21 protein-coding genes are annotated in these 23,948 nt (G+C 68.1%); 16 read left to right on the top strand and 5 right to left on the bottom strand.

From position 1 onward, the window contains the following. Nucleotides 1–100 precede the first annotated feature (100 nt). The 12 genes from BLS50_RS13220 (at nucleotide 101) to BLS50_RS13165 (ending at nucleotide 10,761) form a co-directional block, all read left to right on the top strand. Nucleotides 101–829: a YebC/PmpR family DNA-binding transcriptional regulator gene (locus tag BLS50_RS13220; RefSeq protein WP_006478227.1), complete on the top strand. Its 729-nt coding sequence runs from the start codon at nucleotides 101–103 to the stop codon at nucleotides 827–829. 105 nt (nucleotides 830–934) lie between these two features. Beyond that, a complete protein-coding gene (gene purD, locus BLS50_RS13215; RefSeq protein WP_069232939.1) occupies nucleotides 935–2,215 on the top strand; it encodes a phosphoribosylamine--glycine ligase in 1,281 nt (426 codons plus the stop codon). Nucleotides 2,216–2,333: 118 nt separating this feature from the next. Continuing rightward, nucleotides 2,334–3,257 (top strand): oxygen-dependent coproporphyrinogen oxidase, encoded by a 924-nt coding sequence (hemF, locus tag BLS50_RS13210; protein WP_074802392.1) that lies wholly within the window; start codon nucleotides 2,334–2,336, stop codon nucleotides 3,255–3,257. Further along, nucleotides 3,223–3,999, top strand: a complete 777-nt coding sequence (locus tag BLS50_RS13205; protein ID WP_412668062.1) for a nicotinate-nucleotide adenylyltransferase — start codon at nucleotides 3,223–3,225, stop codon at nucleotides 3,997–3,999. The genes hemF and BLS50_RS13205 overlap by 35 nt, the downstream gene beginning before the upstream one ends. Nucleotides 4,000–4,003: 4 nt before the next feature. Continuing rightward, nucleotides 4,004–4,447, top strand: coding sequence for a ribosome silencing factor (rsfS, locus tag BLS50_RS13200; protein ID WP_006484266.1), 444 nt, complete (start codon nucleotides 4,004–4,006; stop codon nucleotides 4,445–4,447). An 18-nt stretch (nucleotides 4,448–4,465) separates the two neighbouring features. Further along, nucleotides 4,466–4,936: a 23S rRNA (pseudouridine(1915)-N(3))-methyltransferase RlmH gene (gene rlmH / locus BLS50_RS13195; protein ID WP_006478222.1), complete on the top strand. Its 471-nt coding sequence runs from the start codon at nucleotides 4,466–4,468 to the stop codon at nucleotides 4,934–4,936. A 51-nt stretch (nucleotides 4,937–4,987) separates the two neighbouring features. Continuing rightward, nucleotides 4,988–5,620 carry a Maf family protein gene (locus tag BLS50_RS13190; RefSeq protein ID WP_074802390.1) on the top strand — a complete coding sequence of 211 codons (633 nt, stop codon included), beginning with the start codon at nucleotides 4,988–4,990 and terminating at the stop codon, nucleotides 5,618–5,620. Between the two features lie 8 nt (nucleotides 5,621–5,628). After that, nucleotides 5,629–7,098, top strand: coding sequence for a ribonuclease G (rng, locus tag BLS50_RS13185; protein ID WP_011545847.1), 1,470 nt, complete (start codon nucleotides 5,629–5,631; stop codon nucleotides 7,096–7,098). 126 nt (nucleotides 7,099–7,224) lie between these two features. Beyond that, nucleotides 7,225–7,560, top strand: coding sequence for a YggL 50S ribosome-binding family protein (locus BLS50_RS13180; RefSeq protein WP_006478219.1), 336 nt, complete (start codon nucleotides 7,225–7,227; stop codon nucleotides 7,558–7,560). Between the two features lie 370 nt (nucleotides 7,561–7,930). Then, entirely contained in the window at nucleotides 7,931–8,896 is a 966-nt protein-coding gene (locus BLS50_RS13175; protein WP_023477155.1) for a PRC-barrel domain-containing protein, read from the top strand. After that, on the top strand, nucleotides 8,893–10,152 hold the full coding sequence (locus BLS50_RS13170) for an MFS transporter (protein WP_011545849.1): 1,260 nt from the start codon (nucleotides 8,893–8,895) through the stop codon (nucleotides 10,150–10,152). The genes BLS50_RS13175 and BLS50_RS13170 overlap by 4 nt, the downstream gene beginning before the upstream one ends. A 42-nt stretch (nucleotides 10,153–10,194) precedes the next feature. Continuing rightward, a complete protein-coding gene (locus BLS50_RS13165) occupies nucleotides 10,195–10,761 on the top strand; it encodes an FUSC family protein (protein ID WP_006478216.1) in 567 nt (188 codons plus the stop codon). Nucleotides 10,762–10,843: 82 nt separating this feature from the next. On the opposite strand, the gene BLS50_RS13160 is transcribed toward BLS50_RS13165, so the two are convergent. Next, nucleotides 10,844–11,236, bottom strand: coding sequence for an RcnB family protein (locus BLS50_RS13160; protein WP_074802389.1), 393 nt, complete (start codon nucleotides 11,234–11,236; stop codon nucleotides 10,844–10,846). Between the two features lie 93 nt (nucleotides 11,237–11,329). Then, nucleotides 11,330–13,081 (bottom strand): lipid A export permease/ATP-binding protein MsbA, encoded by a 1,752-nt coding sequence (msbA, locus tag BLS50_RS13155; RefSeq protein WP_011694340.1) that lies wholly within the window; start codon nucleotides 13,079–13,081, stop codon nucleotides 11,330–11,332. A gap of 224 nt (nucleotides 13,082–13,305) precedes the next feature. On the opposite strand from msbA, the gene BLS50_RS13150 reads away from it, so the two are divergent. The 3 genes from BLS50_RS13150 to BLS50_RS13140 all read left to right on the top strand — a co-directional run bounded on the left by BLS50_RS13150 (nucleotide 13,306) and on the right by BLS50_RS13140 (nucleotide 16,480). After that, a complete protein-coding gene (locus tag BLS50_RS13150; RefSeq protein ID WP_027806449.1) occupies nucleotides 13,306–14,058 on the top strand; it encodes a glycosyltransferase family 2 protein in 753 nt (250 codons plus the stop codon). Nucleotides 14,059–14,218: 160 nt separating this feature from the next. Then, on the top strand, nucleotides 14,219–15,061 hold the full coding sequence (locus BLS50_RS13145) for a glycosyltransferase family 2 protein (protein ID WP_011545853.1): 843 nt from the start codon (nucleotides 14,219–14,221) through the stop codon (nucleotides 15,059–15,061). A 138-nt stretch (nucleotides 15,062–15,199) separates the two neighbouring features. Continuing rightward, a complete protein-coding gene (locus BLS50_RS13140; protein WP_074802388.1) occupies nucleotides 15,200–16,480 on the top strand; it encodes an O-antigen ligase family protein in 1,281 nt (426 codons plus the stop codon). A gap of 125 nt (nucleotides 16,481–16,605) precedes the next feature. Here BLS50_RS13140 and BLS50_RS13135 read toward each other — a convergent pair whose 3' ends face one another. The 3 genes from BLS50_RS13135 to dnaE all read right to left on the bottom strand — a co-directional run bounded on the left by BLS50_RS13135 (nucleotide 16,606) and on the right by dnaE (nucleotide 22,869). Then, the gene (locus BLS50_RS13135) at nucleotides 16,606–17,784 is read right to left on the bottom strand and encodes a glycosyltransferase family 9 protein (protein WP_074802387.1); all 1,179 of its coding nucleotides are present in this window, start codon (nucleotides 17,782–17,784) and stop codon (nucleotides 16,606–16,608) included. A gap of 148 nt (nucleotides 17,785–17,932) precedes the next feature. Then, the gene (locus BLS50_RS13130; RefSeq protein ID WP_053523787.1) at nucleotides 17,933–19,021 is read right to left on the bottom strand and encodes a glycosyltransferase family 9 protein; all 1,089 of its coding nucleotides are present in this window, start codon (nucleotides 19,019–19,021) and stop codon (nucleotides 17,933–17,935) included. Between the two features lie 314 nt (nucleotides 19,022–19,335). Beyond that, entirely contained in the window at nucleotides 19,336–22,869 is a 3,534-nt protein-coding gene (dnaE, locus tag BLS50_RS13125) for a DNA polymerase III subunit alpha (RefSeq protein WP_074802386.1), read from the bottom strand. Nucleotides 22,870–23,085: 216 nt separating this feature from the next. On the opposite strand from dnaE, the gene BLS50_RS13120 reads away from it, so the two are divergent. Next, nucleotides 23,086–23,940: a sulfurtransferase gene (locus BLS50_RS13120; protein ID WP_012328939.1), complete on the top strand. Its 855-nt coding sequence runs from the start codon at nucleotides 23,086–23,088 to the stop codon at nucleotides 23,938–23,940. Nucleotides 23,941–23,948 lie beyond the last annotated feature (8 nt).

The following is a 23,948-nucleotide window of genomic DNA, read 5'->3' as shown; positions in this document are numbered from 1 at the left end:
CACGCGCGGCCCCGCGGCTTCATGCCCGCCGAAACGGCCGCCGATTCAACGACACACTGAAACAATCGCCCGCGCTGCGCGCCCGGGCACGGAGAAAGGTATGGCTGGTCATTCGAAATGGGCCAACATCAAGCATAAGAAGGCTGCGGCCGACGCGAAGCGCGGCAAGATCTGGACCCGCCTGATCAAGGAAATCCAGGTGGCGGCGCGCCTCGGCGGCGGCGACGTCAACTCGAACCCGCGCCTGCGTCTCGCGGTCGACAAGGCAGCCGACGCGAACATGCCGAAGGACAACGTCAAGCGCGCGATCGATCGCGGCGTCGGCGGCGCGGACGGCGCGAACTACGAAGAAATCCGTTACGAAGGCTACGGCATCAGCGGCGCGGCGATCATCGTCGACACGCTGACCGACAACCGCACCCGCACGGTCGCGGAAGTGCGCCACGCATTCTCGAAGTTCGGCGGCAACATGGGCACCGACGGCTCCGTCGCGTTCATGTTCGATCACGTCGGCCAGTTCCTGTTCGCGCCCGGCACGTCGGAAGATGCGCTGATGGAAGCCGCGCTCGAAGCCGGCGCGAACGACGTGAACACGAACGACGACGGCTCGATCGAAGTGCTGTGCGACTGGCAGGCGTTTTCCGCGGTGAAGGACGCGCTCGAAGCCGCCGGCTTCAAGGCCGAACTCGCCGAAGTGACGATGAAGCCGCAGAACGAAGTCGAATTCACCGGCGACGACGCGGCGAAGATGCAGAAGCTCCTGGACGCGCTTGAGAATCTCGACGACGTGCAGGACGTGTATACGAACGCCGTCATCGTCGAGGAATGAGATGCCGGCCGCCGCGCGCAGCGTTGCGACGGCGGCCCGACCGATTTCGCGGCCGGCGCGCCTGAGCGTGCCGGCCGCCCTGTTTTCTAGTCTGCGGGGAATCCCATGAAACTACTCGTCGTCGGTTCCGGCGGCCGCGAACATGCGCTGGCGTGGAAGCTCGCGCAATCGCCGCGCGTCCAGATGGTCTACGTCGCGCCCGGCAATGGCGGCACGGCGCAGGACGAGCGTCTGAAGAACGTCGACATCACGGCGCTCGACGAACTCGCCGATTTCGCGGAACGCGAAGGCGTTGCGTTCACGCTCGTCGGGCCGGAAGCGCCGCTCGCGGCCGGCATCGTCAACCTGTTCCGCGCACGCGGCCTGAAGGTATTCGGCCCGACCCGCGAAGCCGCGCAGCTCGAAAGCTCGAAGGATTTCGCGAAGGCGTTCATGAAGCGCCACAACATTCCGACCGCCGACTACGAAACCTTCTCCGATGCGGCCGCCGCCCATGCGTATCTCGACGCGAAAGGCGCGCCGATCGTCGTGAAGGCCGACGGCCTCGCGGCCGGCAAGGGCGTCGTCGTCGCGATGACGCTCGAAGAAGCGCATGCGGCCGTCGACATGATGCTGTCGGGCAACAAGCTCGGCGATGCCGGCGCGCGCGTCGTGATCGAGGAATTCCTCGATGGCGAGGAAGCCAGCTTCATCGTGATGGTCGACGGCAAGCACGCGCTGGCGCTGGCCTCCAGCCAGGACCACAAGCGTCTGCTCGACGAGGATCGCGGCCCGAACACCGGCGGCATGGGCGCGTATTCGCCCGCGCCGATCGTCACGCCGCAGATGCATGCACGCGTGATGCGCGAGATCATCATGCCGACCGTGCGCGGGATGGAGAAGGACGGCATCCGCTTCACGGGTTTCCTGTACGCGGGCCTGATGATCGACAAGGACGGCAATCCGCGCACGCTCGAGTTCAACTGCCGGATGGGCGACCCGGAAACGCAGCCGATCATGGCGCGCCTGAAGAGCGATTTCTCGAAGGTCGTCGAGCAGGCGATCGCGGGCACGCTCGACACGGTCGAGCTCGACTGGGATCGCCGCACCGCGCTGGGCGTCGTGCTCGCCGCGCACGGCTACCCGGACGCGCCGCGCAAGGGCGACCGCATCAACGGAATCCCGGCCGAGACCGAACAGGCGGTGACGTTCCATGCGGGCACGACGCTCGCCGACGGCGACAAGCTCGTGACGTCGGGCGGCCGCGTGCTGTGCGTGGTCGGCCTCGCCGATTCGGTACGCGAAGCGCAGCAGCATGCGTACGACACGATCAACCAGATCAATTTCGAAGGCATGCAGTACCGCCGCGACATCGGCTTTCGCGCGCTCAACCGCAAGAGCACGTGACGTCGTGATCGCCGCCCCGCGCCCGCGCGGCGGCGGCCCCTCTGCCGGGGTTCGATAGAATGCCCGGCAGATGCTTTTTTTACGGCCCTCGCGTCAGGCGGGGGCAGCCAGTCCAGACATGACCGATTCGACCTACGACGTGGCGCGTGTGCGCACGTACCTCCAGGGCCTGCAGACCCGGATCGCCGACGCGCTCGGCGCGCTCGACGGCACGCCGCTCGCGACCGACACGTGGCAGCGCGGGCCGGCCGAACGCCTGCGCGGCGGCGGCTGCACGCGGATTCTCGAAGGCGGCCGCGTGTTCGAACGCGCGGGAATCGGCTTTTCCGACGTCGCGGGCGACGCGCTGCCGCCGTCGGCAAGCGCGGCGCGCCCGCAGCTCGCGGGCCGCGGCTTCGAGGCGCTCGGCGTGTCGCTGGTGCTGCACCCGCGCAATCCGTACTGCCCGACCGTGCACATGAACGTCCGGATGCTGATCGCGACGAAACCGGGCGAGGAACCCGTGTTCTGGTTCGGCGGCGGCATGGATCTGACACCGGTTTACGGTTTCGAGGACGACGCGCGGCATTTCCACCAGACCTGCAAGGACGCGCTCGACCCGTTCGGCGCCGAGCTCTACCCGCGCTTCAAGCAATGGTGCGACGAATATTTCTTCCTGAAGCACCGCAACGAGACGCGCGGCATCGGCGGGATCTTCTTCGACGACTTCTCGGAGCCCGGTTTCGAACGCTCGTTTGACATGATGCAAAGCGTCGGCGATGCGTTCCTGCAGGCCTACCTGCCGATCGTCGAGCGCCGCGCCGAGCTGCCGTACGGCGAGCGCGAGCGCGACTTCCAGGCCTACCGCCGCGGCCGCTACGTCGAATTCAACCTCGTGTTCGACCGCGGCACGCTGTTCGGCCTGCAAAGCGGCGGCCGGACCGAGTCGATCCTGATGTCGATGCCGCCGGTCGCGAACTGGCGCTACAACTGGCAACCCGAGCCGGGTTCGCCGGAAGCGCGCTTGTATAGCGACTTCCTCGTGCCGCGCGACTGGGTCTGAGCCCGCGCGCCCCGCTGCCCCAACGAAAGGACGTGTTTCTCTGAACACCACCGCCCGCCCCGCCCTGCTGCCGCGCCGTATCGGCTTGCTGGGCGGTACCTTCGACCCGATCCACGACGGCCATCTCGCGCTCGCGCGCCGGTTCGCCGAACTGCTCGACCTGACCGAACTCGTGCTGCTGCCCGCCGGGCAGCCGTACCAGAAGCGCGACGTGTCGGCCGCCGAGCATCGGCTCGCGATGACGCGCGCAGCCGCCGGCACGCTGTCCGTGCCGGGCGTGACCGTGACCGTCGCCACCGACGAGATCGAGCACACCGGCCCGACCTACACGGTCGAGACGCTCGCGCGCTGGCGCGAGCGGATCGGCCCGGATGCGTCGCTGTCGCTGCTGATCGGCGCCGACCAGCTCGTGCGCCTCGATACGTGGCGCGACTGGCGCACGCTGTTCGACTACGCGCACATCGGCGTGTCGACGCGCCCGGGCTTCGAGCTCGGCGCGGCGCCGCCGGACGTCGCGCGGGAAATCGCCGCGCGGCAGGCCGGCGCCGACGTGCTCAAGGCCACGCCGGCAGGCCGCCTGCTGATCGATACGACCCTTTCGTTCGACATCGCCGCGACCGACATCCGCGCGCACCTGCGCGAATGCATCGCACGCCATGCGCAAATGCCCGACGCATCGGCCGAACATGTGCCGGCCGCCGTATGGGCCTATATTCTTCAACATCGCCTCTACCATTCCTGAATCCATGGATATTCGCAAACTGCAGCGCGTGATCGTCGACGCCCTCGAAGACGTCAAGGCGCAAGACATCAAGGTGTTCAACACCAGCCACCTGACCGAACTGTTCGACCGCGTGGTCGTCGCCTCGGGCACCTCCAACCGCCAGACCAAGGCGCTCGCGTCGAACGTGCGCGACAAGGTCAAGGAAGCCGGCGGCGACGTCGTCAGCTCCGAAGGCGAGGACACCGGCGAATGGGTGCTGGTCGACTGCGGCGACGCGGTCGTGCACATCCTGCAACCGGCCCTGCGCCAGTACTACAACCTCGAGGAAATCTGGGGCGACAAGCCCGTGCGGATGAAGCTGGGCGGCGGCAAGGGCAACGGCTTCGCCACGGCGAGCGAAGACGACGAGGAAGAGGAAGAAGCGCCCGCACGCCCGGCGCGCAAGACGGCCGCCCGCCGCCGCTAAGCCGTCACGCGTCTGTCGATGAAGCTTTTCATCCTCGCGGTCGGTCACAAGATGCCCGGCTGGATCGCATCCGGCTTCGACGAATACACGAAGCGGATGCCGCCCGAACTGCGCATCGAGTTGCGCGAAATCAAGCCTGAACTGCGTTCGGGCGGCCGCAGCGCCGAAAGCGTGATGGCCGCCGAGCGGCAGAAGATCGAGGCCGCGCTGCCGAAGGGCGCGCGCCTCGTCGCGCTCGACGAGCGCGGCCGCGACTGGACCACGATGCAGCTCGCGCAGGCGCTGCCCGGCTGGCAACAGGACGGCCGCGACGTCGCGTTCGTGATCGGCGGCGCCGACGGGCTCGATCCGGACCTGAAAGCACGCGCCGACGTGCTGCTGCGCATCTCGAGCATGACGCTGCCGCACGGCATGGTGCGCGTGCTGCTCGCCGAACAGCTTTACCGGGCGTGGAGCATCACGCAGAATCACCCCTACCACCGCGCATGACGTGTCGTCCTCGAGACGCGCGCCGGGCGCGCTCAACGAGATAACGACACCATGCCGTCCAGCACGTCCCCCGCGCTTTTCCCGATCCTTTACCTCGCTTCGCAAAGCCCCCGCCGCCAGGAGCTGCTGCAGCAGATCGGCGTACGCTTCGAGCTGCTGCTGCCGCGCCCCGACGAGGACGCCGAGGCGCTCGAAGCCGAACTGCCCGGCGAAGCCGCCGACGCGTACGTGCGGCGCGTGACCGTCGCGAAGGCCGAGGCCGCGCGTGCACGTCTCGTCGCGAGTGGCAAACCGGCCGCGCCGGTGCTCGTTGCGGACACCACGGTGACGATCGACGGCGCGATCCTCGGCAAGCCGGCCGACGCCGACGATGCGCTCGCGATGCTCACCCGCCTCGCGGGCCGCGAACACGAAGTCCTGACCGCCATCGCCGTGATCGGTGCCGACGGCGAACTGCTGCCGCCCGCGCTGTCGCGCTCGTCGGTACGCTTTTCGAACGCACCGCGCGACGCATACGTGCGCTACGTCGAAACCGGCGAGCCGTTCGGCAAGGCCGGCGCGTACGCGATCCAGGGCCGCGCGGCCGAATTCATCGAGCGAATCGACGGGTCCCATTCAGGTATCATGGGTCTGCCCCTTTTTGAGACTGCCGCGCTGCTGCGTACCGCACGCGTCGCCTTCTGAACCGCACCATGAACGAAGAAATCCTGATCAACCTCACGCCGCAGGAAACGCGCGTCGCACTCGTCCAGCAAGGCGCGGTGCAGGAGCTTCACGTCGAGCGCACGCTGTCGCGCGGGCGGGTCGGCAACATCTATCTCGGCAAGGTCGTGCGTGTGCTGCCCGGCATGCAGTCGGCGTTCATCGACATCGGCCTCGAACGCGCGGCGTTCCTGCACGTCGCCGACATCTGGCATCCGCGCCTCGCGGGCGAGCCGCAGTCGGGCGCGCCGCACCAGCCGATCGAGAAGATCGTGTTCGAGGGCCAGACGCTGATGGTCCAGGTGATCAAGGACCCGATCGGCACGAAGGGCGCGCGGCTGTCGACGCAGGTCAGTATCGCGGGGCGCACGCTCGTCTACCTGCCGCAGGAGCCGCATATCGGCATCTCGCAGAAGATCGAGAGCGAAGCCGAGCGCGAGGCCGTGCGCGCGCGGTTGACCGCCGTGATCCCGCCGGACGAGAAAGGCGGCTACATCGTGCGCACGATCGCCGAGGATGCGACCTCCGACGAACTGGCCGGCGACGTCACGTACCTACGCAAGACCTGGGCGACGATCGTCGCACAGGCGCAGCGCCTGCCGGCGACGAGCCTGCTGTATCAGGATCTCGATCTCGCGCAGCGCGTGCTGCGCGATTTCGCGAACGACGACACGACGCGCATCCAGGTCGATTCGCGCGAGACGTACCAGCGCCTGTCGGAATTCGCGGGCGAATTCACGCCGGCCGTGAGCCCGAAGCTGCATCACTACACGGGCGAGCGGCCGCTGTTCGACCTGTACAACATCGAGACGGAGATCCAGCGCGCGCTGTCGCGCCGCGTCGACCTGAAGTCGGGCGGTTACCTGATGATCGACCAGACCGAGGCGATGACGACGATCGACGTGAACACGGGCGGCTATGTCGGCGCGCGCAACTTCGACGACACGATCTTCAAGACCAACCTCGAGGCCGCGCATACGATCGCGCGGCAGCTGCGGCTGCGCAACCTCGGCGGGATCATCATCATCGACTTCATCGACATGGAGAACGCCGAGCATCGCGACGCGGTGCTGTCCGAGCTGAAGAAGGCGCTGTCGCGCGACCGCACGCGCGTGACGGTCAACGGTTTCTCGCAGCTCGGGCTCGTCGAGATGACCCGCAAGCGCACGCGCGAATCGCTCGCGCACGTGCTGTGCGAACCGTGCCCGACCTGCCAGGGCAAGGGCCAGGTGAAGACGTCGCGCACCGTGTGCTACGACATCCTGCGCGAAATCCTGCGCGAGTCGCGGCAGTTCAACCCGCGTGAGTTTCGCGTGATCGCCGCGCAGCAGGTGATCGACCTGTTCCTCGACGAGGAGTCGCAGCATCTGGCGATGCTGATCGACTTCATCGGCAAGCCGGTGTCGCTGCAGGTGGAGTCGAATCTGAGCCAGGAGCAGTACGATATCGTGCTGATGTAACCTTCCGCCCATCCGCCGCCGGCATCGCCGCGCGGCGCCCCGATGCGGCGTCCGGGCCGTTCGCGCATGCCGCGCCAGCGCCGGCCACCGCCCTTTCATTGACCCTTTTCGCATTCACCACACACCATGAGCCAAGGCCACAACCGCCGCCAGCGCAAGAAACTCCACATCGGCGAATTCCAGGAACTCTCGTTCAACGCCACCGCGCATTACCGCAATGAAATGACCGACCTCGAGCGTGGCCAGTTGATCGATGCGTTCATCGACTTCGTCGAAGCGAACGGGCTGCTGACCGTCGCGTCCGCGGACGAAGGCATCGGCGCGTACGTGATCTCCGGCGCGCCGCGCGGCACGACGACCGACGCCGACCGCGAACTCGTGCGCGGATGGCTGGCCGCCCGTCCGGAACTGAAGGACGTCCAGGTCAGCGAATTTGCCGACGCGTGGTATCCGGACGCCTGATTTTCCGGTTTCACGCTGTTTCGGACAGCAGCCGCGCCTGCGCCGCGTCCGCCGAATGGCCATGATTGCAGCAGGCGTTGCGGCGCGGTTGCCGCGGTCCGCGGTCCGCGGGCCTCGGCTCGTTGAGCCCGGGGCCCCGCGGCAGCGGCGCCAGCGCCCGCATCGTCGTCGATCGGCCACCGCAGCCGGGCCTCCAACCCGCGTCCGATCCCTTCCTTTTCCCGACGGTCGGCCTGCAACAGGCCATCGAAGTCGGTCCTGAAAGCAAGACACGTTAAACTCTCACCTCGCGTGGTGCGCCGCCCGCACCCGCCATCCATCGCCAGCCGCGTGCCCTCGGGCCGCCCCCCGACCCATGGAGTGAGTGTCAATGAGCGGCGGACTCCCGTTTCCCGCATCCCGCAAGTCGTTGCCGTCGTCGACGGTCTTCCTGATTCTCGCCGTCGCCGCGCTGCTGTCCGGCTGCGGGCTGCTGCCGGTCCAGAACCCGCCCGCGCCGATCAGCGAGGCGCTCGTCGAGCCTGTCGAGGAGACCGCCGGCGAGCCGCTGACGATGCCGCCGGTGCCCGCGCCGACGCAACCGGAGGAACCGGAAGCGCCGAAGAAGCCGCACCGCGAGGTGACGCGGCCGAAGCCCGTGCAGCGCCCCGAATCGCCGACCCCGCCGCCGCCTCCGCCCCCGCCGATCGTCGCGACGCGCTCGCTCGACCGCACCCAGATCCACGCGCTGCTCGACAGCGAGGTCGCGCGCCGCAACGGCAAGGTCGTCGGCCGCGCGGTCGACATGGTGGTCGACGCGAGCGGCAAGCCGCGCGAGATGATCGTCAACCTGCAAGGCTTCATGGGCATCGGCGACCGCAAGGTCATCTTCCCGTGGAACGTGTTCCGCTTCACGCCGGGCGGCAAACAGGAGCCGATCGTGCTCGACGTGCCGTCGGGCGACCTGCCGCCGGCCGCGCGGCCGAAGGCCGTGCCGCTGTCGGGCTCGGCCGCGGCGTCGCCGGCGACGCGACTGCCGATGCTCGACAGCGACGTCGAGCGCCCGAACGGCACGAAGATCGGCCGCATCGTCGACGTGCTGATCGACCGCGGCGCCCAGCCGCAGGCCGTCGTGCTCGACCTCGGCGGGCTCGTCAATACCGACCGCCGCTCGATCGCCGCGAGCTGGGGCGCGCTGCGCTTCGTCACGCGCGACAAGGCGCTGCACCCGCAGCTCGACCTGAACGACGCCCAGATCAAGGCCTCGCCGCCGTACGCGGCCGACAAGCCGATCGTCGCGGTCTTCCCGCCCGTTGCCCCGGCCGCACCGGCCTCGTCTGCGAGTGCTACCCGATGACGATCAAGCATTCCGTCAGCGTGCGCAGTCTCCGGGCCCTCGACTGGCTCAACTTTTTCGTTGCAAACGTTCAAACCGGGTTCGGTCCGTTCATCGCGTCCTACCTCGCGTCGCACAAGTGGACGCAGGGCGAGATCGGCATGGTGCTGTCGATCGGCACGATCAGCGCGATGGTCAGCCAGGTGCCGGGCGGCGCGGCCGTCGATGCGCTGAAGAACAAGAAAGGCGCGGCCGCGTGGGCGATCGCGGCCATCATCCTGTCCGCGGTCCTGCTCGCGTCCAGCCCGACGATCGTGCCGGTGATCGCCGCCGAGGTGTTCCACGGCTTTGCAAGCTGCATGCTGGTGCCGGCGATGGCCGCGATCTCGTTCTCGCTCGTCGGTCGCGCCGACCTCGGCGACCGGCTCGGCCGCAACGCGCGCTGGGCGTCGATCGGCAGTGCGGTCGCGGCGGGCCTGATGGGGCTCACCGGCGAATACTTCTCCGCGCGCGCGGTGTTCTGGCTGACCGCCGTGCTGGCGCTGCCCGCGCTGTTCGCGCTCGCGATGATCCAGCCGACGCACCAGGTGATTCCGCAGTCGTCGAAGCCTGACGAGCTCGACGAAGCCGGCGAGCGCGAAACGCTGCTCGAACTGCTGCGCGACCGCCGGATGCTGATCTTCGCGGCGTGCGTCGTGCTGTTCCACCTGTCGAACGCCGCGATGCTGAACCTCGCGGCCGGCGAAGTCACGGCCGGGATGGGCGAGAACGTGCAGCTCGTGATCGCCGCGTGCATCATCGTGCCGCAGGCGATCGTCGCGATGCTGTCGCCGTGGGTCGGCCGCTCCGCGCAGCGCTGGGGGCGCCGGCCGATCCTGCTGCTCGGCTTCTCCGCGCTGCCGGTGCGCGCACTGCTGTTCGCCGGCGTCAGCAGCCCGTACCTGCTCGTGCCGGTGCAGATGCTCGACGGCATCAGCGCGGCCGTGTTCGGCGTGATGCTGCCGCTGATCGCGGCCGACGTCGCGGGCGGCAAGGGCCGCTACAACCTGTGTATCGGGCTGTTCGGGCTCGCGGCCGGGATCGGCGCGACGCTCAGCACGGCCGTGGCCGGCTACGTCGCCGACCACTTCGGCAACGCGGTCAGTTTCTTCGGGCTCGCGGCCGCCGGCGCGCTCGCGGTGCTGCTGGTCTGGCTCGTGATGCCCGAAACGCGCGTCGAGAACGGCGATGCGACGGCCGACGAACCGGCGGCCGCGTCGCCCGAACAGGCGCATTGACGGCAGCGCGCCGCCCGCTACCCGCTTCTTGGCCGATGCACGATGGATACGATCAGGACACTCAACGAAGCCCGCCAGCAGATCCAGCAGTCGATCTTCGATCTGTTCAAGGGGTTGTCATTCAGCGAACGGCTCGCGCAAGGCGGCCTGATGGCGCTGCAGGCCGTCTGCGGCGCGTGCCTCGCGTATGCGATCGGCCGCGCGATGCATAGCGAGCAGGCCGTGTGGGCGGCGATCACCGCGATCGCCGTCACGCAGCACAACTACTCGGACACGATGTCGCTGTCGCGCGACCAATTCATCGGCGCGATGGTCGGCGGCGTGCTCGGCTTCGCCGGCGCGGCGCTGGGCGGCGATCGCCTCGTCGCGTATGCGATCACGGTCGCGGTCGTGATCGTCTGCTGCTGGTGCCTGAACATCGGCAGCGCCGCGCGGCTCGGCGGCGTGACCGCGACGATCGTGCTGCTGTTTCCGGGCAACGGCCCGCTGTGGGACGTTCCGCTGATCCGGTTCGGCGAAGTGACGCTCGGCACGGTGTGCGCGCTCGGCGTGTGCTGGGTGATGTCGAGAATCGAGCGGCGCTGGTTCCGCCGCGCGGCGGCAAAGTGACGCGGCGCCGGGCAACGCGCCCGGCAGCCGGATGAACGATCGGAAAGCGGCGTCACGGTGATGGACCGGGTGACGGCCCCGGTTACGGACCGACCCGCAGCACGATGCCCGAGCCGATCTGCACGAGCAGGTAGTCGCCGCCGACGCCGACCCAGTGATAGCCGCGCGGCGGCGGACTCAGGCGGTAGCCGCGCCAGTCGTCGACCACGTACTGGCGGTCGCGGAATTCGTCCGGCAGCCGGTCGCCCTTGTGCCAGTCGCGGCGCGGCCCGTCGGCCCAGCGCGGCGGTACGTCGTCGTCGCGATGCTTCGCCTGCCCGGGCGGCACGTGTTTCGGGCCATGACCGCGCTGCATGCCGTGGCCGCCGCGGTCATCGCGATTGTCGTGGTTGCCGTGATCCTGCGCCATCGCCGCGGTGGCGGCGCAGCCGACCGCGATCCATGCGGCCAGCATCATGCCGTGCATCCTCTTCATTGTCCTTCCCTCCGTGGTATCACGTCGAACAAGAAACGACCGGGACTGCCCGATGAAGACTAGCACACGGCATCGCGGCCGCATGAGCGCGCGTCACGCCGCCTGCTGCTGGTACTGGATCCGGTGCAGGTGCGCGTAGAGGCCGCCGTGGCGCAGCAGTTCGTCGTGGCTGCCCTCCTCGACGATCTTGCCGGCCTCGAGCACGAGGATGCGGTCTGCGCGCTCGATCGTCGACAGCCGGTGGGCGATCACCAGCGTCGTCCGGCCTTCCATCAGCCGCTCGAGCGCGGCCTGCACGTGGCGCTCCGACTCCGAATCGAGCGCCGACGTCGCTTCGTCGAGGATCAGGATCGGCGCGTCCTTGTAGATCGCGCGCGCAATCGCGAGCCGCTGGCGCTGGCCGCCGGACAACCGCATCCCGTTGCCGCCGACCAGCGTATCGAGCCCGTCGGGCATCGCGGCGACCGCATCGGCGAGGTTCGCGGCCTCGAGCGCGGCCTGCACGCGTGCGCGGTCGGGCGTCTGCCCGTAGGCGACGTTGGCGGCGATCGTGTCGTTGAACAGCACGACGTCCTGGCTGACCATCGCCATCTGGCTGCGCAGCGCGTGGAGATCGTAGTCGGACACCGGCACGCCGTCGACCAGGATCGTGCCGTCCGTCGGGTCGAAGAAGCGCGGGAGCAGGTTCACGAGCGTCGTCTTGCCGCTCCCGGACGGGCCGGCCAGCGCGATCATTTCGCCCGGCGCGACCTTGAACGAGATACGGTCGAGCGTCGGCCGTTCGGCCGCGCCGTAGTCGAACGACACGGCGCGGAACTCGATCTCGCCGCGCGCCTGCGACAGCGGCCGCCCGCCGCCCTGCGGCTCGGCCGGCTCGTCGATCAGCCCGAAGATCAGCTCGGCGGCCGTCATCCCGCGCTGCAGCGGCTGGTTGACGTCGATCAGGTGCTTGAGCGGCGAGATCACCAGCAGCATCGACGTGACGAACGCGACGAAACCGCCGACTGTCGTCTGGTCGTTCGACGACTGCACGACCGCGATCGTGATCACGACCGCGAGCGCGATCGACGCGAGGAACTGCGTGAGCGGCTGCGCGAGGCCGCCCGAGATCGTCATGCGCATCGCGTAGCCGCGCAGGCGCTTGCTCATCGTCGTGAAGCGGTCCATCTCGTACGCTTCGCCGTTGTGCACCTTGACGACCTTGTAGCCGCCGACCGTCTCCTCGACGATGTACGACAGCTCGTTGGTCAGCGTCTGGTGCTCGCGGTTCAGGCGGCGCAGCCGGCGGTTGATCTTGCTGACGAGCCAGCCGATGCCCGGCAGGATCACCGCGACGATCAGCGTGAGCCGCCAGTTCAGGTAGAACAGGTAGCCGAGCAGGAAGATCACCGTCAGCGAATCGCGCACGAGCGTGACCATCACGCCCGTCAGCACCGACAGGATCTGGTTGACCTCGAACACGATCGCGTTGATCACCGTGCTCGCGGTTTCGCGCTGGAAAAACGACGCGCCGGTATGGATCATCCGCTGGAACATCTCGAGCCGCAGCTGCAGCAGGATGCGGTTCGATACGTAGTTGAGCAGGTAATTCGATGTGTACTGCGACACGCCGCGCACCAGCGCGAGCCCGATCACCGCGATCGGCACGTACCATTTCGCGCTGTCGCTGCCGTGCGAGCCGAAGCCGTGGTCGAGCAGCGGCTTGAGCAGGGCCGGGATACCGGCCTCGGTGGCCGCGACGACGCCCATCGTCACCACGGCGAGCACCACGATGCCGATGAGCGGCCGGATGTACGGCCACAGGCGCTTGAGGACCGTCATCGGCGAGGTGCCGGTGCCGTCCATCGGTTTGCGAAGAGTGTTCTGGGTTTCCAAGGCAATCCTTCTTGAGCCGCGATGCGGCGCCCGGCACGTGGCCGCCCGGGTGTGCGCCCTGTCGGGCGGGTGCCGAAAAGGGCTCAACATTATAGCTGTACCGCCCTCGCCGGCACGGCCGTTGTCGAGACGGCCGCCGGCCGGGCCGCAGGTATACTGCCGCTCACCGTTTTCTCCGCCTTTCCGACGATTTCATGGCTGAACCCACCCTCGGCGTCGCCCTCATCGCCCTCAACGCATCCGCGCGACTCGCGCAGTGTCTCGATGCGCTGTCGTTCGCCGACGATGTCGTCGTCGTCGACGGCGGCAGCACCGACGATACCGTCGCGATCGCCCAGGCGCACGGCGCACGCGTGATCGTCGAGCGCGACTGGCCGGGCTTCGGCCCGCAGAAGAACCGCGCGCTCGACGCGCTCGGCACCGACTGGATCCTGTCGCTCGATACCGACGAAATCGTCACGCCGGAACTCGCGCGCTCGATCCGCGACGCGATCCGCGCGCCGGCCGCGCAGGTCTATGCGCTCGACCGGCTGTCGAGCTTCTGCGGCCAGTGGATCCATCACAGCGGCTGGTATCCGGACTGGGTGCCGCGGCTGTTCCGGCGCGGCACCGCGCGGTTCTCGGACGACCTCGTGCACGAGCGCCTCGTGTTCGATACGGCCGCGCAGCGCTTGGCCGGCAAGCTGATGCACTACTCGTACGAGGATTTCGAAACGGTCGTGCGCAAGCTCGACGCCTATTCGACGGCCGGCGCACGCCAGCGCCGCGCGGCCGGTCAGCGCGGCGGCTTCGGCAAGGCGCTCGGCCGCGGCGCGTGGGCGTTCGTGCGCACTTACGTGCTGCGGCGCGGGTTCCTCGACGGTCGCGCGGGCTTCATGATCGCGGTGTTCAACGCGGAAACCGTGTACTACCGGTTCCTGAAGCTCGGTCACGCACCGGTACGCTAGAGCCTGTTCACCAATAACGGGCTTGCGAACGCGCCCCAGGCAAGCGCCCGGCGCACGGCCGGCCCGGCGTTACAATGCCGGGTTGCGCGCACCGCCCATGCCCGCCCGAGCGGCTGCGCCGCGCGCCGCCCGCCACGACGACCACCGAATTCCGACCACCATGTTCTCCATCATCATTCCGACCTGGAACAACCTGCCGTACCTCAAGCTCGTCGTCGACAGCCTGCGCCGGCACTCCGCGTACGACCACCAGATCATCGTGCACGTAAACGACGGCTCGGACGGCACGCTCGACTGGGTGCGCAACGAAGGGATCGAGCACACCGCGTCGCCGGCCAACATCGGCATCTGCCATGCGGTCAACCTGGCCGCCGCGCGGGCCACGCGCGACTACGTCGTCTACATGAACGACGACATGTTCTGCTGCCCGGGCTGGGACACGGCGCTCGTGCGTCGCATCGAACAGATGCCGACCGACCTGTTCATGCTGTCGGGCACGATGATCGAGCCGGTCGACACGCGCAATCCGTGCGTGGTCGTCAGCAATTTCGGCCGCGACGCCGAGCAATTCGACGCGGCCGGCCTGGTCGCCGCGACCCCGAAGCTGGCACGCCCGGACTGGCTCGGCTCGACCTGGCCGCCGACGCTCGTGCACCGCGACTGGTGGAACCGCATCGGCGGCTACAGCAGCGAGCTGTCGCCGGGCATGAGCAGCGACAACGACTTCTCGATGAAATTCTGGGACGCCGGCTGCCGGATCTTCATCGGCGTCGGCGACAGCCTCGTGTACCACTTCCAGCAGAAGAGCACCGGCAAGATCGTCAAGAACGACGGCCGCCGCCAGTTCCTGAACAAATGGGGCATGACCCAGGCGACGTTCGATCGCTACTACCTGCATCGCGGCGAGCCCGTCGGCACGCAGATCGCGCTCGATACGCCGGCTGTGGAAGGCCGCCTCAAACGCGCGCTGTTGCGCTCGCGGATCAAGCGCGCATTCAGCTGATCCGGCCCCGAAAACCGCACGGAAAGCCGTCCTGCTTCGCGTATACTGCGCCGTTCGTCCCGGCTCTCTCGCCGGGATGCGCGACGCGGCACGGTGCACGATGTCCGCGAGCCGCATTCGTCCATACGACAGGTTCCGATGCTTTCGTTTTCCGCTCCCGCCACGCGGCGCCTGACCGCCGCCCGCGCCTTCGCCGTCGCCGCGCTCTGCATGGTGCCCGTCTCGACGGCGCTGACCAACGTGTTCTGCGGGCTGTTCGCCGTGGCGCTCGTGATTTCCCCCGAATTCTGGCGCGACCTGCGCTCGTTCGTCACCGACCCGGCTTCGCTCGCGGCACTGCTGATTCTGGCCGCGCTGGCCGTGAGCGTCACCTATACGGTCGCGCCGCATGACAAGGCGTGGAACTGGGTCGCGAAGTACGACAAGCTGTTGCTGCTGCCGTTCGCCGTGCTTGCGTTCCGTCATTCGAACTGGGCGCCGATCGTGCGGCGCTGCTGGTTCGGCACGCTGTGCGTGATTCTGCTGCTGTCGACCACCAACTACCTCGGGCTGACCGGGATCGGGCCGGCGTATGCGTCCGCGTTGCCGGTGTCGCGCGCATGGGTGTTCAAGAACCACATCGCGGCCGGCATGTTCGGCGCGCTGCTGTTCTATCAGGCCGCCGATCTCGCGCTGACGGCCCGCACGGCGCTGCCGCGCATTGCCTATGCGTTTGTTGCGGCATTGGCGCTCGTCAACGTATTCGTGATGCTGCAGGGACGCACGGGGCAGATCGTCGCACTGCTGCTGATTCTCGTCATCGCGGTGCGTTTCGTGCTGCTGCAGCGCCGACAGTCGGCGCTGCGCGCGGCGCTCGCCGCCGGTGTGCTCGTGCTGTCCGGCGTCGCGCTCGTCGTCGCCGCGTGTACCGTTCACAACGGCCGGCTCGCGGAGATCACAACGGAAGTGCAGCAATACCGGCAGAGCGATGCGGTCACGTCGACCGGGCTGCGCCTCGAGTGGTACAAGAAGGGGATCGAGCTGTTTCGTCAGCGCCCCGTGCTCGGTTATGGCGCGGGGGGGCTCGAGCTCGAGTTCCAGAAGCTCTCGGCCGGCAAGACGGCCGCCGAAGGCCAGCTCACGGCGAATCCGCACAACGAATATCTGCTGATGGCCGTGCAGCTCGGCACGGTTGGCCTGCTGCTGTTCGTCAACCTGATCGTGCAGATCGCGCGCGGCAGCCGCGCGCTCGATCCGCGCTCGCGACACCTGTTGCTCGCGTGGCTCGCGATCTTCACGATCGGCAGTCTCGCGAATTCGCTGCTGCTGGATTTCGCCGAAGGGCACCTGATCGTGCTGCTGGCCGGCATCCTGCTCGGTTGCGGCGAACGCAGCGAAGCGCTGCCGCGCGAAACGTCGGCGATCCGGCGCAGCGTGTAACGCACGCCGGCCTACGTTCCGCGGCCCGCGCAGCCGGTTCGGCGGCGGCGGACATCCGCCGTCGATGCCGGAGAGCCGCGCGGCGCTCCGCGAAACAGACTCCTGCTGACGAAGAAAGGCACGCGTCAGTCGGCCCCGGCACGGCGCAGCCGCGACGTGTCGACGATGACGTCGGCCGGCCCCGGCGGATTCAACCCCAACATCTCGGCTGCCGCGGCCTTCACGCGCTGCGCATCCAGATGGACGAGGCAGTCGCTGCGACTGTCGACGTGACGCTCGCAGCCTTCGTGGCGGCACGGCACGCAATCTCCGTCCCCCTGCAGCAGCCACACGTTTGCGTGCCGCCCCGAGCCGCGCAGCGCCCACGGATTCTCGGTCGCAGGCCAGTGCTGCGGCCACGGCCCCCAGCGCACGGGGTCGGACGGCCCGAACAGTGCAATCGTGTCGGTGCCCGTCGCGGCCGCGACGTGCGTCGCGCCGGTGTCGGGCCCGATGAAGAGCCGCGCGCGCCGCACGAGCTCCGCGCTCTCGCCGAACGTCAGGCGGCCGACCAGGTTCAGCACGTCGCCGCCCGCCTCGGTCGCGACCTGCTCCGCATACTCGCGCTCGCGGTCGGCCGGGCCGCCCGACAGCGCGATCGCGAAGCCCTGCTCGCGCAGCCAGCCGATCATTTCGACCCAGCCGTCGAGCCGCCATTGCTTGTAACGGAACATCGGATACGGATGCAGCACGACCAGCGGCTTGCCGGCGCGGATCGCCGGCGACTCGGCGAGCCACGCGTCGAAACGCGCGCGCCGCGCCGGATCATCGCCGATGCCGGGCGCGACGACCTCGGACACCGGCTCGATGCCGATCACCGGCGCGAGTGCCAGCGTACTGACGACCGTATGGGCAGATTCGTGGTGATTGATCGCGATCCCGTTCAGCATCATCCGCGTCAGCCACGTGACGCGATTCGGGTCGACGAGGCCGACCCGCTTGCGGCCGGCGAACCAGCTATAGAAACGCGGCCGGTCGGAACTCAGCGCCGCGCATGCGAGATCGTAGCGGCGCCACATCGACAGCGCATCGTGCAGCCGCTCGCCCAATCCCGCACGCTGCGCGACCACGATCACGCGCCGCACGTCCGGATTGTGCTCGAGCACGCCCTCGGTGCCGCGAAACACCAGCATGTCGATCTGCGCGTCCGGCCAGCGGGCCTTCAGCGACCGTACGAGCGGGGTCGTCAACAGTACGTCGCCGATACGGCGCGGCGCGGCAACGAGGATGGTTCTGGGCGGACGGGCGGAAGAAAACAGGGCCACGGCGATCGTCTGGCTGGCTGAACAAGGCTGGCAATGTACAGGATTTTGCAGCAGCCGGCGCGGCGTCGCGCGCCGGCGATGGAAGAGGCCACGATGCGGCCCGATCGTGACGTGTCGCGCGGTACGCGAGCGGGACGTTCGTGCCGCGCTACGAAGCGATCGTCGCGATCGCGGGCGCCGTGGTGGCGGCCGGCTGCACGCGCGCCGCGGCGGCCGGCGCTTCGTCGCGTTGGCCGGCCTGCGACAGCAGGTGGCGCACCGCACGCTCGACCGCATCGACACCGATCGCATCGACGGTCCGACCCGCGCGCAGGATCACGTGCGGCACGCCTATCGGATGCCAGCGCAGGTATTTCTCGGGGCGGTCCTCGAACAGGGCGGCCACCGGTACGCCGAGCGCCGACGCAAGATGGACAGGCGCGCTGTCCGCCGAGACGATTGCATCGAGCAGGCTCGCGGCCGCCACGAGATCGGCGACCGACGACGGCGCGACATGCCGTGCATTCACGTCGCGCCATCCGTCGTCCTCGATGGCCTGACCGATGGCCGGATCGCGAAACACGATCACATCCGCGACGGGTGCAAGCCGCTCGCCGAGGTCGCGCCAGCGGTCGGCGGGCCAGCGGCGCTCGACCGCCTTGTTCGACACGAACAGCCCGACGCGCGGCTTCGTACGCGCGCCGAGCAGGCGATGCCACGCTTCCTGTCGCGCACGATCGGGATGGACCGACAGCTCAAGACCATCGAGATCGGTGCAGCCGAGTTCGGGCATCAAGCGGAAACCCGACAACGCCTCATGGCACATCGGCCGCTGCGCGACATGCTCGGGCTTGCGATCGTCGAATTCGGTCTCGGCATCGTGCCAGCGGCAATCCTTCGCGCGAAGCTGGCGCGCGAACTGCATGCTGCTGCGATGCATGCCGCCGTTCGGCACGATCACGAGGTCGAACCGCAAGCGGCGCAGGCGACGCACGAGTCGCAGCCGGTCGAAGAATGCGCGCATCCGCCCGGGGCGGTCGTTGCGCTCGCACTGGCGGCTGTACACGTAGGTGTGGATCGTGTGCACGTCCGGATTTCCGGCCAGCGCGGCCGCGTTGTAGCGGTTCGCGACCACATGTAGCTCCGCGCCCGGCCAGCGCGCCTTCAGCGCGCGGAGAAACGCCGTCGTGCACAGCATGTCGCCCAGAAAATCAATCCGGATCACGAGGATCCGCTGCGTCGGGTTCCCATTGGCCATGGTCATGTGGTGACAATCCGTTTTTATCGTCGCGGCGGGCCGTTCCACGGCATCCTGATCCGCGGGCCTGCCCTGCCGCAGGTCGCCGCACGCCGCATCGATCCGCCCCTGTTTACGCGCGCACTGCCGGCGCCGCTCGCCGTGCGAACCCGCGGCAGGCGCCGCGTTCGGACGGTTAGCGCGGGATTGTATAGCGTCCGGATGGCAAGCCCAAGCGCCCGATTACCCTTGCACGACGTAAAAACGGCCCGCCGCACCGCACGATGGCGATGCGACGGGCCGCCTATGCGCGACAGCGTCGAAACAGCGCGCGGTCAGTACGTGATTTCGACGACGCTGCCGTCGAACGCCGCACGCAGCTCCGCCAGCAGCACGTCGCTCGGCTTCACGCGCCACGCGTCGCCCAGACGCATTTCGCCTTGCGCGCGCGCGTTGCTGTAGTGGATCTGGACCGCAAGCCCGTTCGGCAGCGGCGGCGGCGGGCGCCGACCGCCATCGCGGCCGCCGCCGCGCGGCGCGGGCGCGTCGACCACGTTCGCGGCGGCCGGATCGTCCTTCGACACGTGCGGCTCGAGCACGCGGCGCAGCGCGAGCGCGTCGGCGTTGCCGTTCATCGTCAACCGCACGGCCTGCGCGTAGCGGCTGCGCGCGCGTTCGAGATCCATCACGGTATCGGCCGTGAAGCGAATACCGCCGGTGAATGCGTCGTTGCGCGCCTGCCCCTGCACGATCAGCAGCTCGTCTTCCTTGAACAGCGCCTTGTTTGCCTCGAACTGTTCGTTGAAGATCGTGATCTCGCACTGGCCCGTGCCGTCGTCGAGCAGCGCGATCAGCATCTTCCCGCGCTGCGTCATCTGCGTGCGCAGCGACGCGATGATGCCGGCGACGAGCTTGTCGCGCCCTTCTTTCAGATCACCGACCTTCTGCCGCACGAAGCGCCGCACTTCGTCGCGATACGCATCGAACAGGTGGCCGGACAGGTAGAAGCCGAGCGCGGCCTTTTCTTCCTGCAGGCGGCGCTTGTCGTCCCACGCGGGCTCGTCGACGAGCGCATGCGCATGCGGCGACTCGGCGCCCATGTCGAACAGGCCGGCCTGCATCGCATTCGCTTCGGCCTGGTCGGCCGCTTCCATCGCGAGCGGCACCGACGCGATCAGCTGCGCACGGTTCGGGTTCAGCGAATCGAACGCGCCGGCGCGGATCAGCGCCTCGACCGTGCGGCGGTTGACGACGCGCCGGTCGATCCGTTCGCAGAAGTCGAACAGGTCGGTGAACGCCTTTTCCTCGCGCGCACGCAGGATTTCCTCGATCGCGTTCTGGCCGCTGCCCTTCACCGCGCCAAGGCCGTAGCGGATCGTGCGCGAGCGCTTGCCGTCGGCTTCCGCGACCGGCTCGAACCGGTAATGCGACTGGTTGATGTCCGGCGGCAGCACGGTGAGGTTGTTCACGACGCAGTCGTCGAACAGGATCTTCACCTTGTCGGTGTCGTCCATCGCGAGCGTCATGTTGGCCGCCATGAATTCGGCCGGATGGTGCGCCTTCAGCCACGCGGTGTAATACGCGAGCAGCGCATACGCGGCCGCGTGCGACTTGTTGAAGCCGTAGCCCGCGAACTTCTCCATCAAGTCGAAGATCTCGTCGGACTTCTCGCGCGTGAGGCCGTTCTTCGCCGCACCCTCCGCGAAGATCTCGCGGTGCTTGGCCATCTCCTCGGGCTTCTTCTTGCCCATCGCGCGACGCAGCAAATCGGCGCCGCCGAGCGAGTAGCCGCCGATGATCTGCGCCATCTGCATCACCTGCTCCTGATAGACCATGATGCCGTAGGTCTCTTTCAGGACGGGTTCGACGCGCGGATCCGGATAGTCGACCTTCTCGCGCCCGTGCTTGCGCGCGCAGAAGCTCGGAATCAGGTCCATCGGGCCCGGACGGTACAACGACACGAGCGCGATGATGTCCTCGAAGCGGTCGGGCTGCGCATCCTTCAGCATGCCCTGCATCCCGCGGCTTTCCAGCTGGAACACCGCGACCGTGTTCGCCTTCTTCAGAATCTGGAACGAGGCCGGATCGTCGAGCGGCACCTGCGCGAGCGACCAGTCGGCCTTCGACGGATCGAGGCGGCGGATGTAGCGCTCGGCCCAGTCGAGGATCGTCAGCGTCGTGAGGCCCAGAAAGTCGAACTTCACGAGGCCGACGGCTTCGACGTCGTCCTTGTCGTACTGGCTGACCACGCCGCCCTCGTCGCCCTGCGTGTACAGCGGGCAGAAATCGGTCAGCTTGCCGGGCGCGATCAGCACGCCGCCGGCGTGCATCCCGACGTTACGCGTGAGACCCTCGACGCGCTGCGCGAGGTCGAGCAGCTGGTGAACTTCGTCCTCGTGGTCGTAGCGCTCCTGCAGCTGCGGCTCTTCCTTCATCGCGTCGGCAATCGTCACATGCTTGCCGGGCTTGAACGGAATCAGCTTCGCGATGCCGTCGGTGAACATGTAGCCGAGGTCGAGCACGCGGCCGATGTCGCGCACGGCCGCCTTCGCGGCCATCGTGCCGAACGTGGCGATCTGCGAGACGGCGTCCGCGCCGTACTTCTCCTTCACGTACTGGATCACGCGATCGCGGCCGTGCTGGCAGAAATCGATGTCGAAGTCGGGCATCGATACGCGTTCCGGGTTCAGGAAGCGCTCGAACAGCAGGTTGTAGCGCAGCGGATCGAGATCGGTAATGCCGAGCGCGTACGCGACCAGCGAGCCGGCGCCCGAGCCGCGGCCCGGGCCGACCGGCACGCCATTGTTCTTCGCCCAGTTGATGAAGTCCGCGACGATCAGGAAGTAGCCGGGGAAGCCCATCTTCGTGATGGTCCCGCACTCGAATTCGAGGCGCTTGTAGTACGTGTCGCGCTGCGCGTCGCGCTCGGCCTCGACCGGATACAACTGCGCGAGACGGGCCTCGAGCCCTTCCTTCGACAACTGGACCAGGTAGTCGTCGAGCGACATGCCGTCCGGCGTCGGGAACAGCGGCAGTTTCGGCTTGCCGAGCTCGAGCTTCAGGTTGCAGCGCTTCGCGATCTCGACCGTGTTCGCGATCGCCGACGGCAGGTCGGCGAACAGCGCGGCCATCTCGTCCTGCGTGCGGAAATACTGGTCGGTCGTGAAACGCTTCTGGCGCCGCGGGTTCGCGAGGATGTCGCCTTCCGAGATGCACACGCGCGCCTCGTGCGCGGTGAAATCGTCGTCGGTCATGAACTGCGTCGGGTGCGTCGCGACGACCGGCAGCTTCAGCGACGCGGCGAGCGACGCCGCCTGCTGGATGTACGCCTCGGCGCCCGGCTGCCCGTAACGCTGCAGCTCGATGTAGAAGCCGCCCGGAAACACCCGCGCCCAGCGCTCGGCGTGACGGCGCGCGGCTTCTTCGTTGCCCGCGGCCAGCGCAAGGCCGATATCGCCCTGTTGCGCGCCCGACAGCGCGAGCAGCCCCTGCGCGAGCTCGCCGTCGAGCCAGCTCGCGTCGAGTTCCGCGCGGCCGCGGTACTGGTTCGTGAGCCACGCCTTCGACAGCAGCTCGCAGAGATTCAGGTAACCGACCTTGTCCTTGACCAGCAGCAGCAACCGCGACGGCTTGTCGCGGTCGTCCGGATTGGCAATCCAGACGTCGCAGCCGGCGATCGGCTTGATGCCCTTGCCGCGGGCTTCCTGGTAGAAACGAACGAGGCCGAACGCGTTGCCGAGATCGGTGAGCGCGAGCGCGCCCTGACCGTCCGCGGCAGCCGCCTTGACGATGTCGTCAATGCGCACGATGCCGTCGGCAATCGAGAATTCGGAGTGGACGCGAAGATGGACGAAGCGAGGATCTGACATGGGCGCTATTGTAGCCGCCCCGCCGCGCAGGCTGCCCAAAAAATGCCCGCTTTGGCCGTTCGGCCGATGCACGCGGCGACGCGTCGCGCGGTTGGCCGATCGGCCAGGTACCGATGCCCGCGCCGTTTGCGGGATAATACGGTTTTTCGAATCAACGCCCCGGCTTCGCACCCTTTTTTGCGGGCCGCCGTGCGGCCGTTTTCCCGTCGGACCATCATGACCATCGTCAACCTCGCCGCCTACCACTTCGTATCGCTCGACGCGAACGAGCAATGGCGCCCGCTCGTCACCGCCCGCTGCAACGAACTCGGCCTGCGCGGCACGATCCTGCTCGCGCCGGAAGGCATCAACCTGTTCATCGCCGGCACGCGCGAAGCCACCGACGCGTTCATCGCGTACATCCGCCACGATCCGCTGTTCGAGGGCAAGTTCGCGACGCTGCAGTTCAAGGAAAGCCTGTCCGACTCGCAGCCGTTCCGCCGCATGCTCGTGCGCCTGAAGCGCGAGATCATCACGATGAAGAAGCCCGCGATCAAGCCGGAGCTCGGCCGCGCGCCGTTCGTCGATGCGCGCACGCTGAAGGCGTGGCTCGACCGCGGCCACGACGATGCGGGCCGCCCGGTCGTGATGCTCGACACGCGCAACGCGTTCGAAGTCGACGTCGGCACGTTCGACAACGCGCTCGACTACCGGATCGACAAGTTCAGCGAATTCCCGGAAGTGATCGACGCAAACCGCGCCGACCTCGAAGGCAAGACGGTCGTGTCGTTCTGCACCGGCGGCATCCGCTGCGAGAAGGCCGCGATCCACATGAAGGAAATCGGCATCGACAACGTGTACCAGCTCGAAGGCGGCATTCTGAAGTACTTCGAGGAAGTCGGCGGCGCGCACTATCACGGCGACTGCTTCGTGTTCGACTACCGCACCGCGCTGAACCCGCAGCTCCAGCCCACCGAGAACGTCACGTGCTTCGCGTGCCGTGCGGTCGTCACGCCGGAAGCGCAACAATCGCCGAGCTACGTGCCCGGCAAGTCGTGCCCCGCCTGCGCACAGGCCGCCAGCGCCGCGTAACGGCGCAT

Origin of the sequence: Burkholderia orbicola (assembly GCF_900100915.1) — a bacterium.
GTDB classification, from domain to species: Bacteria; Pseudomonadota; Gammaproteobacteria; order Burkholderiales; family Burkholderiaceae; genus Burkholderia; species Burkholderia orbicola.
The sequence above is the reverse complement of the archived record's forward strand: the minus strand, read 5'-3'. Positions and strand labels throughout refer to the sequence as shown.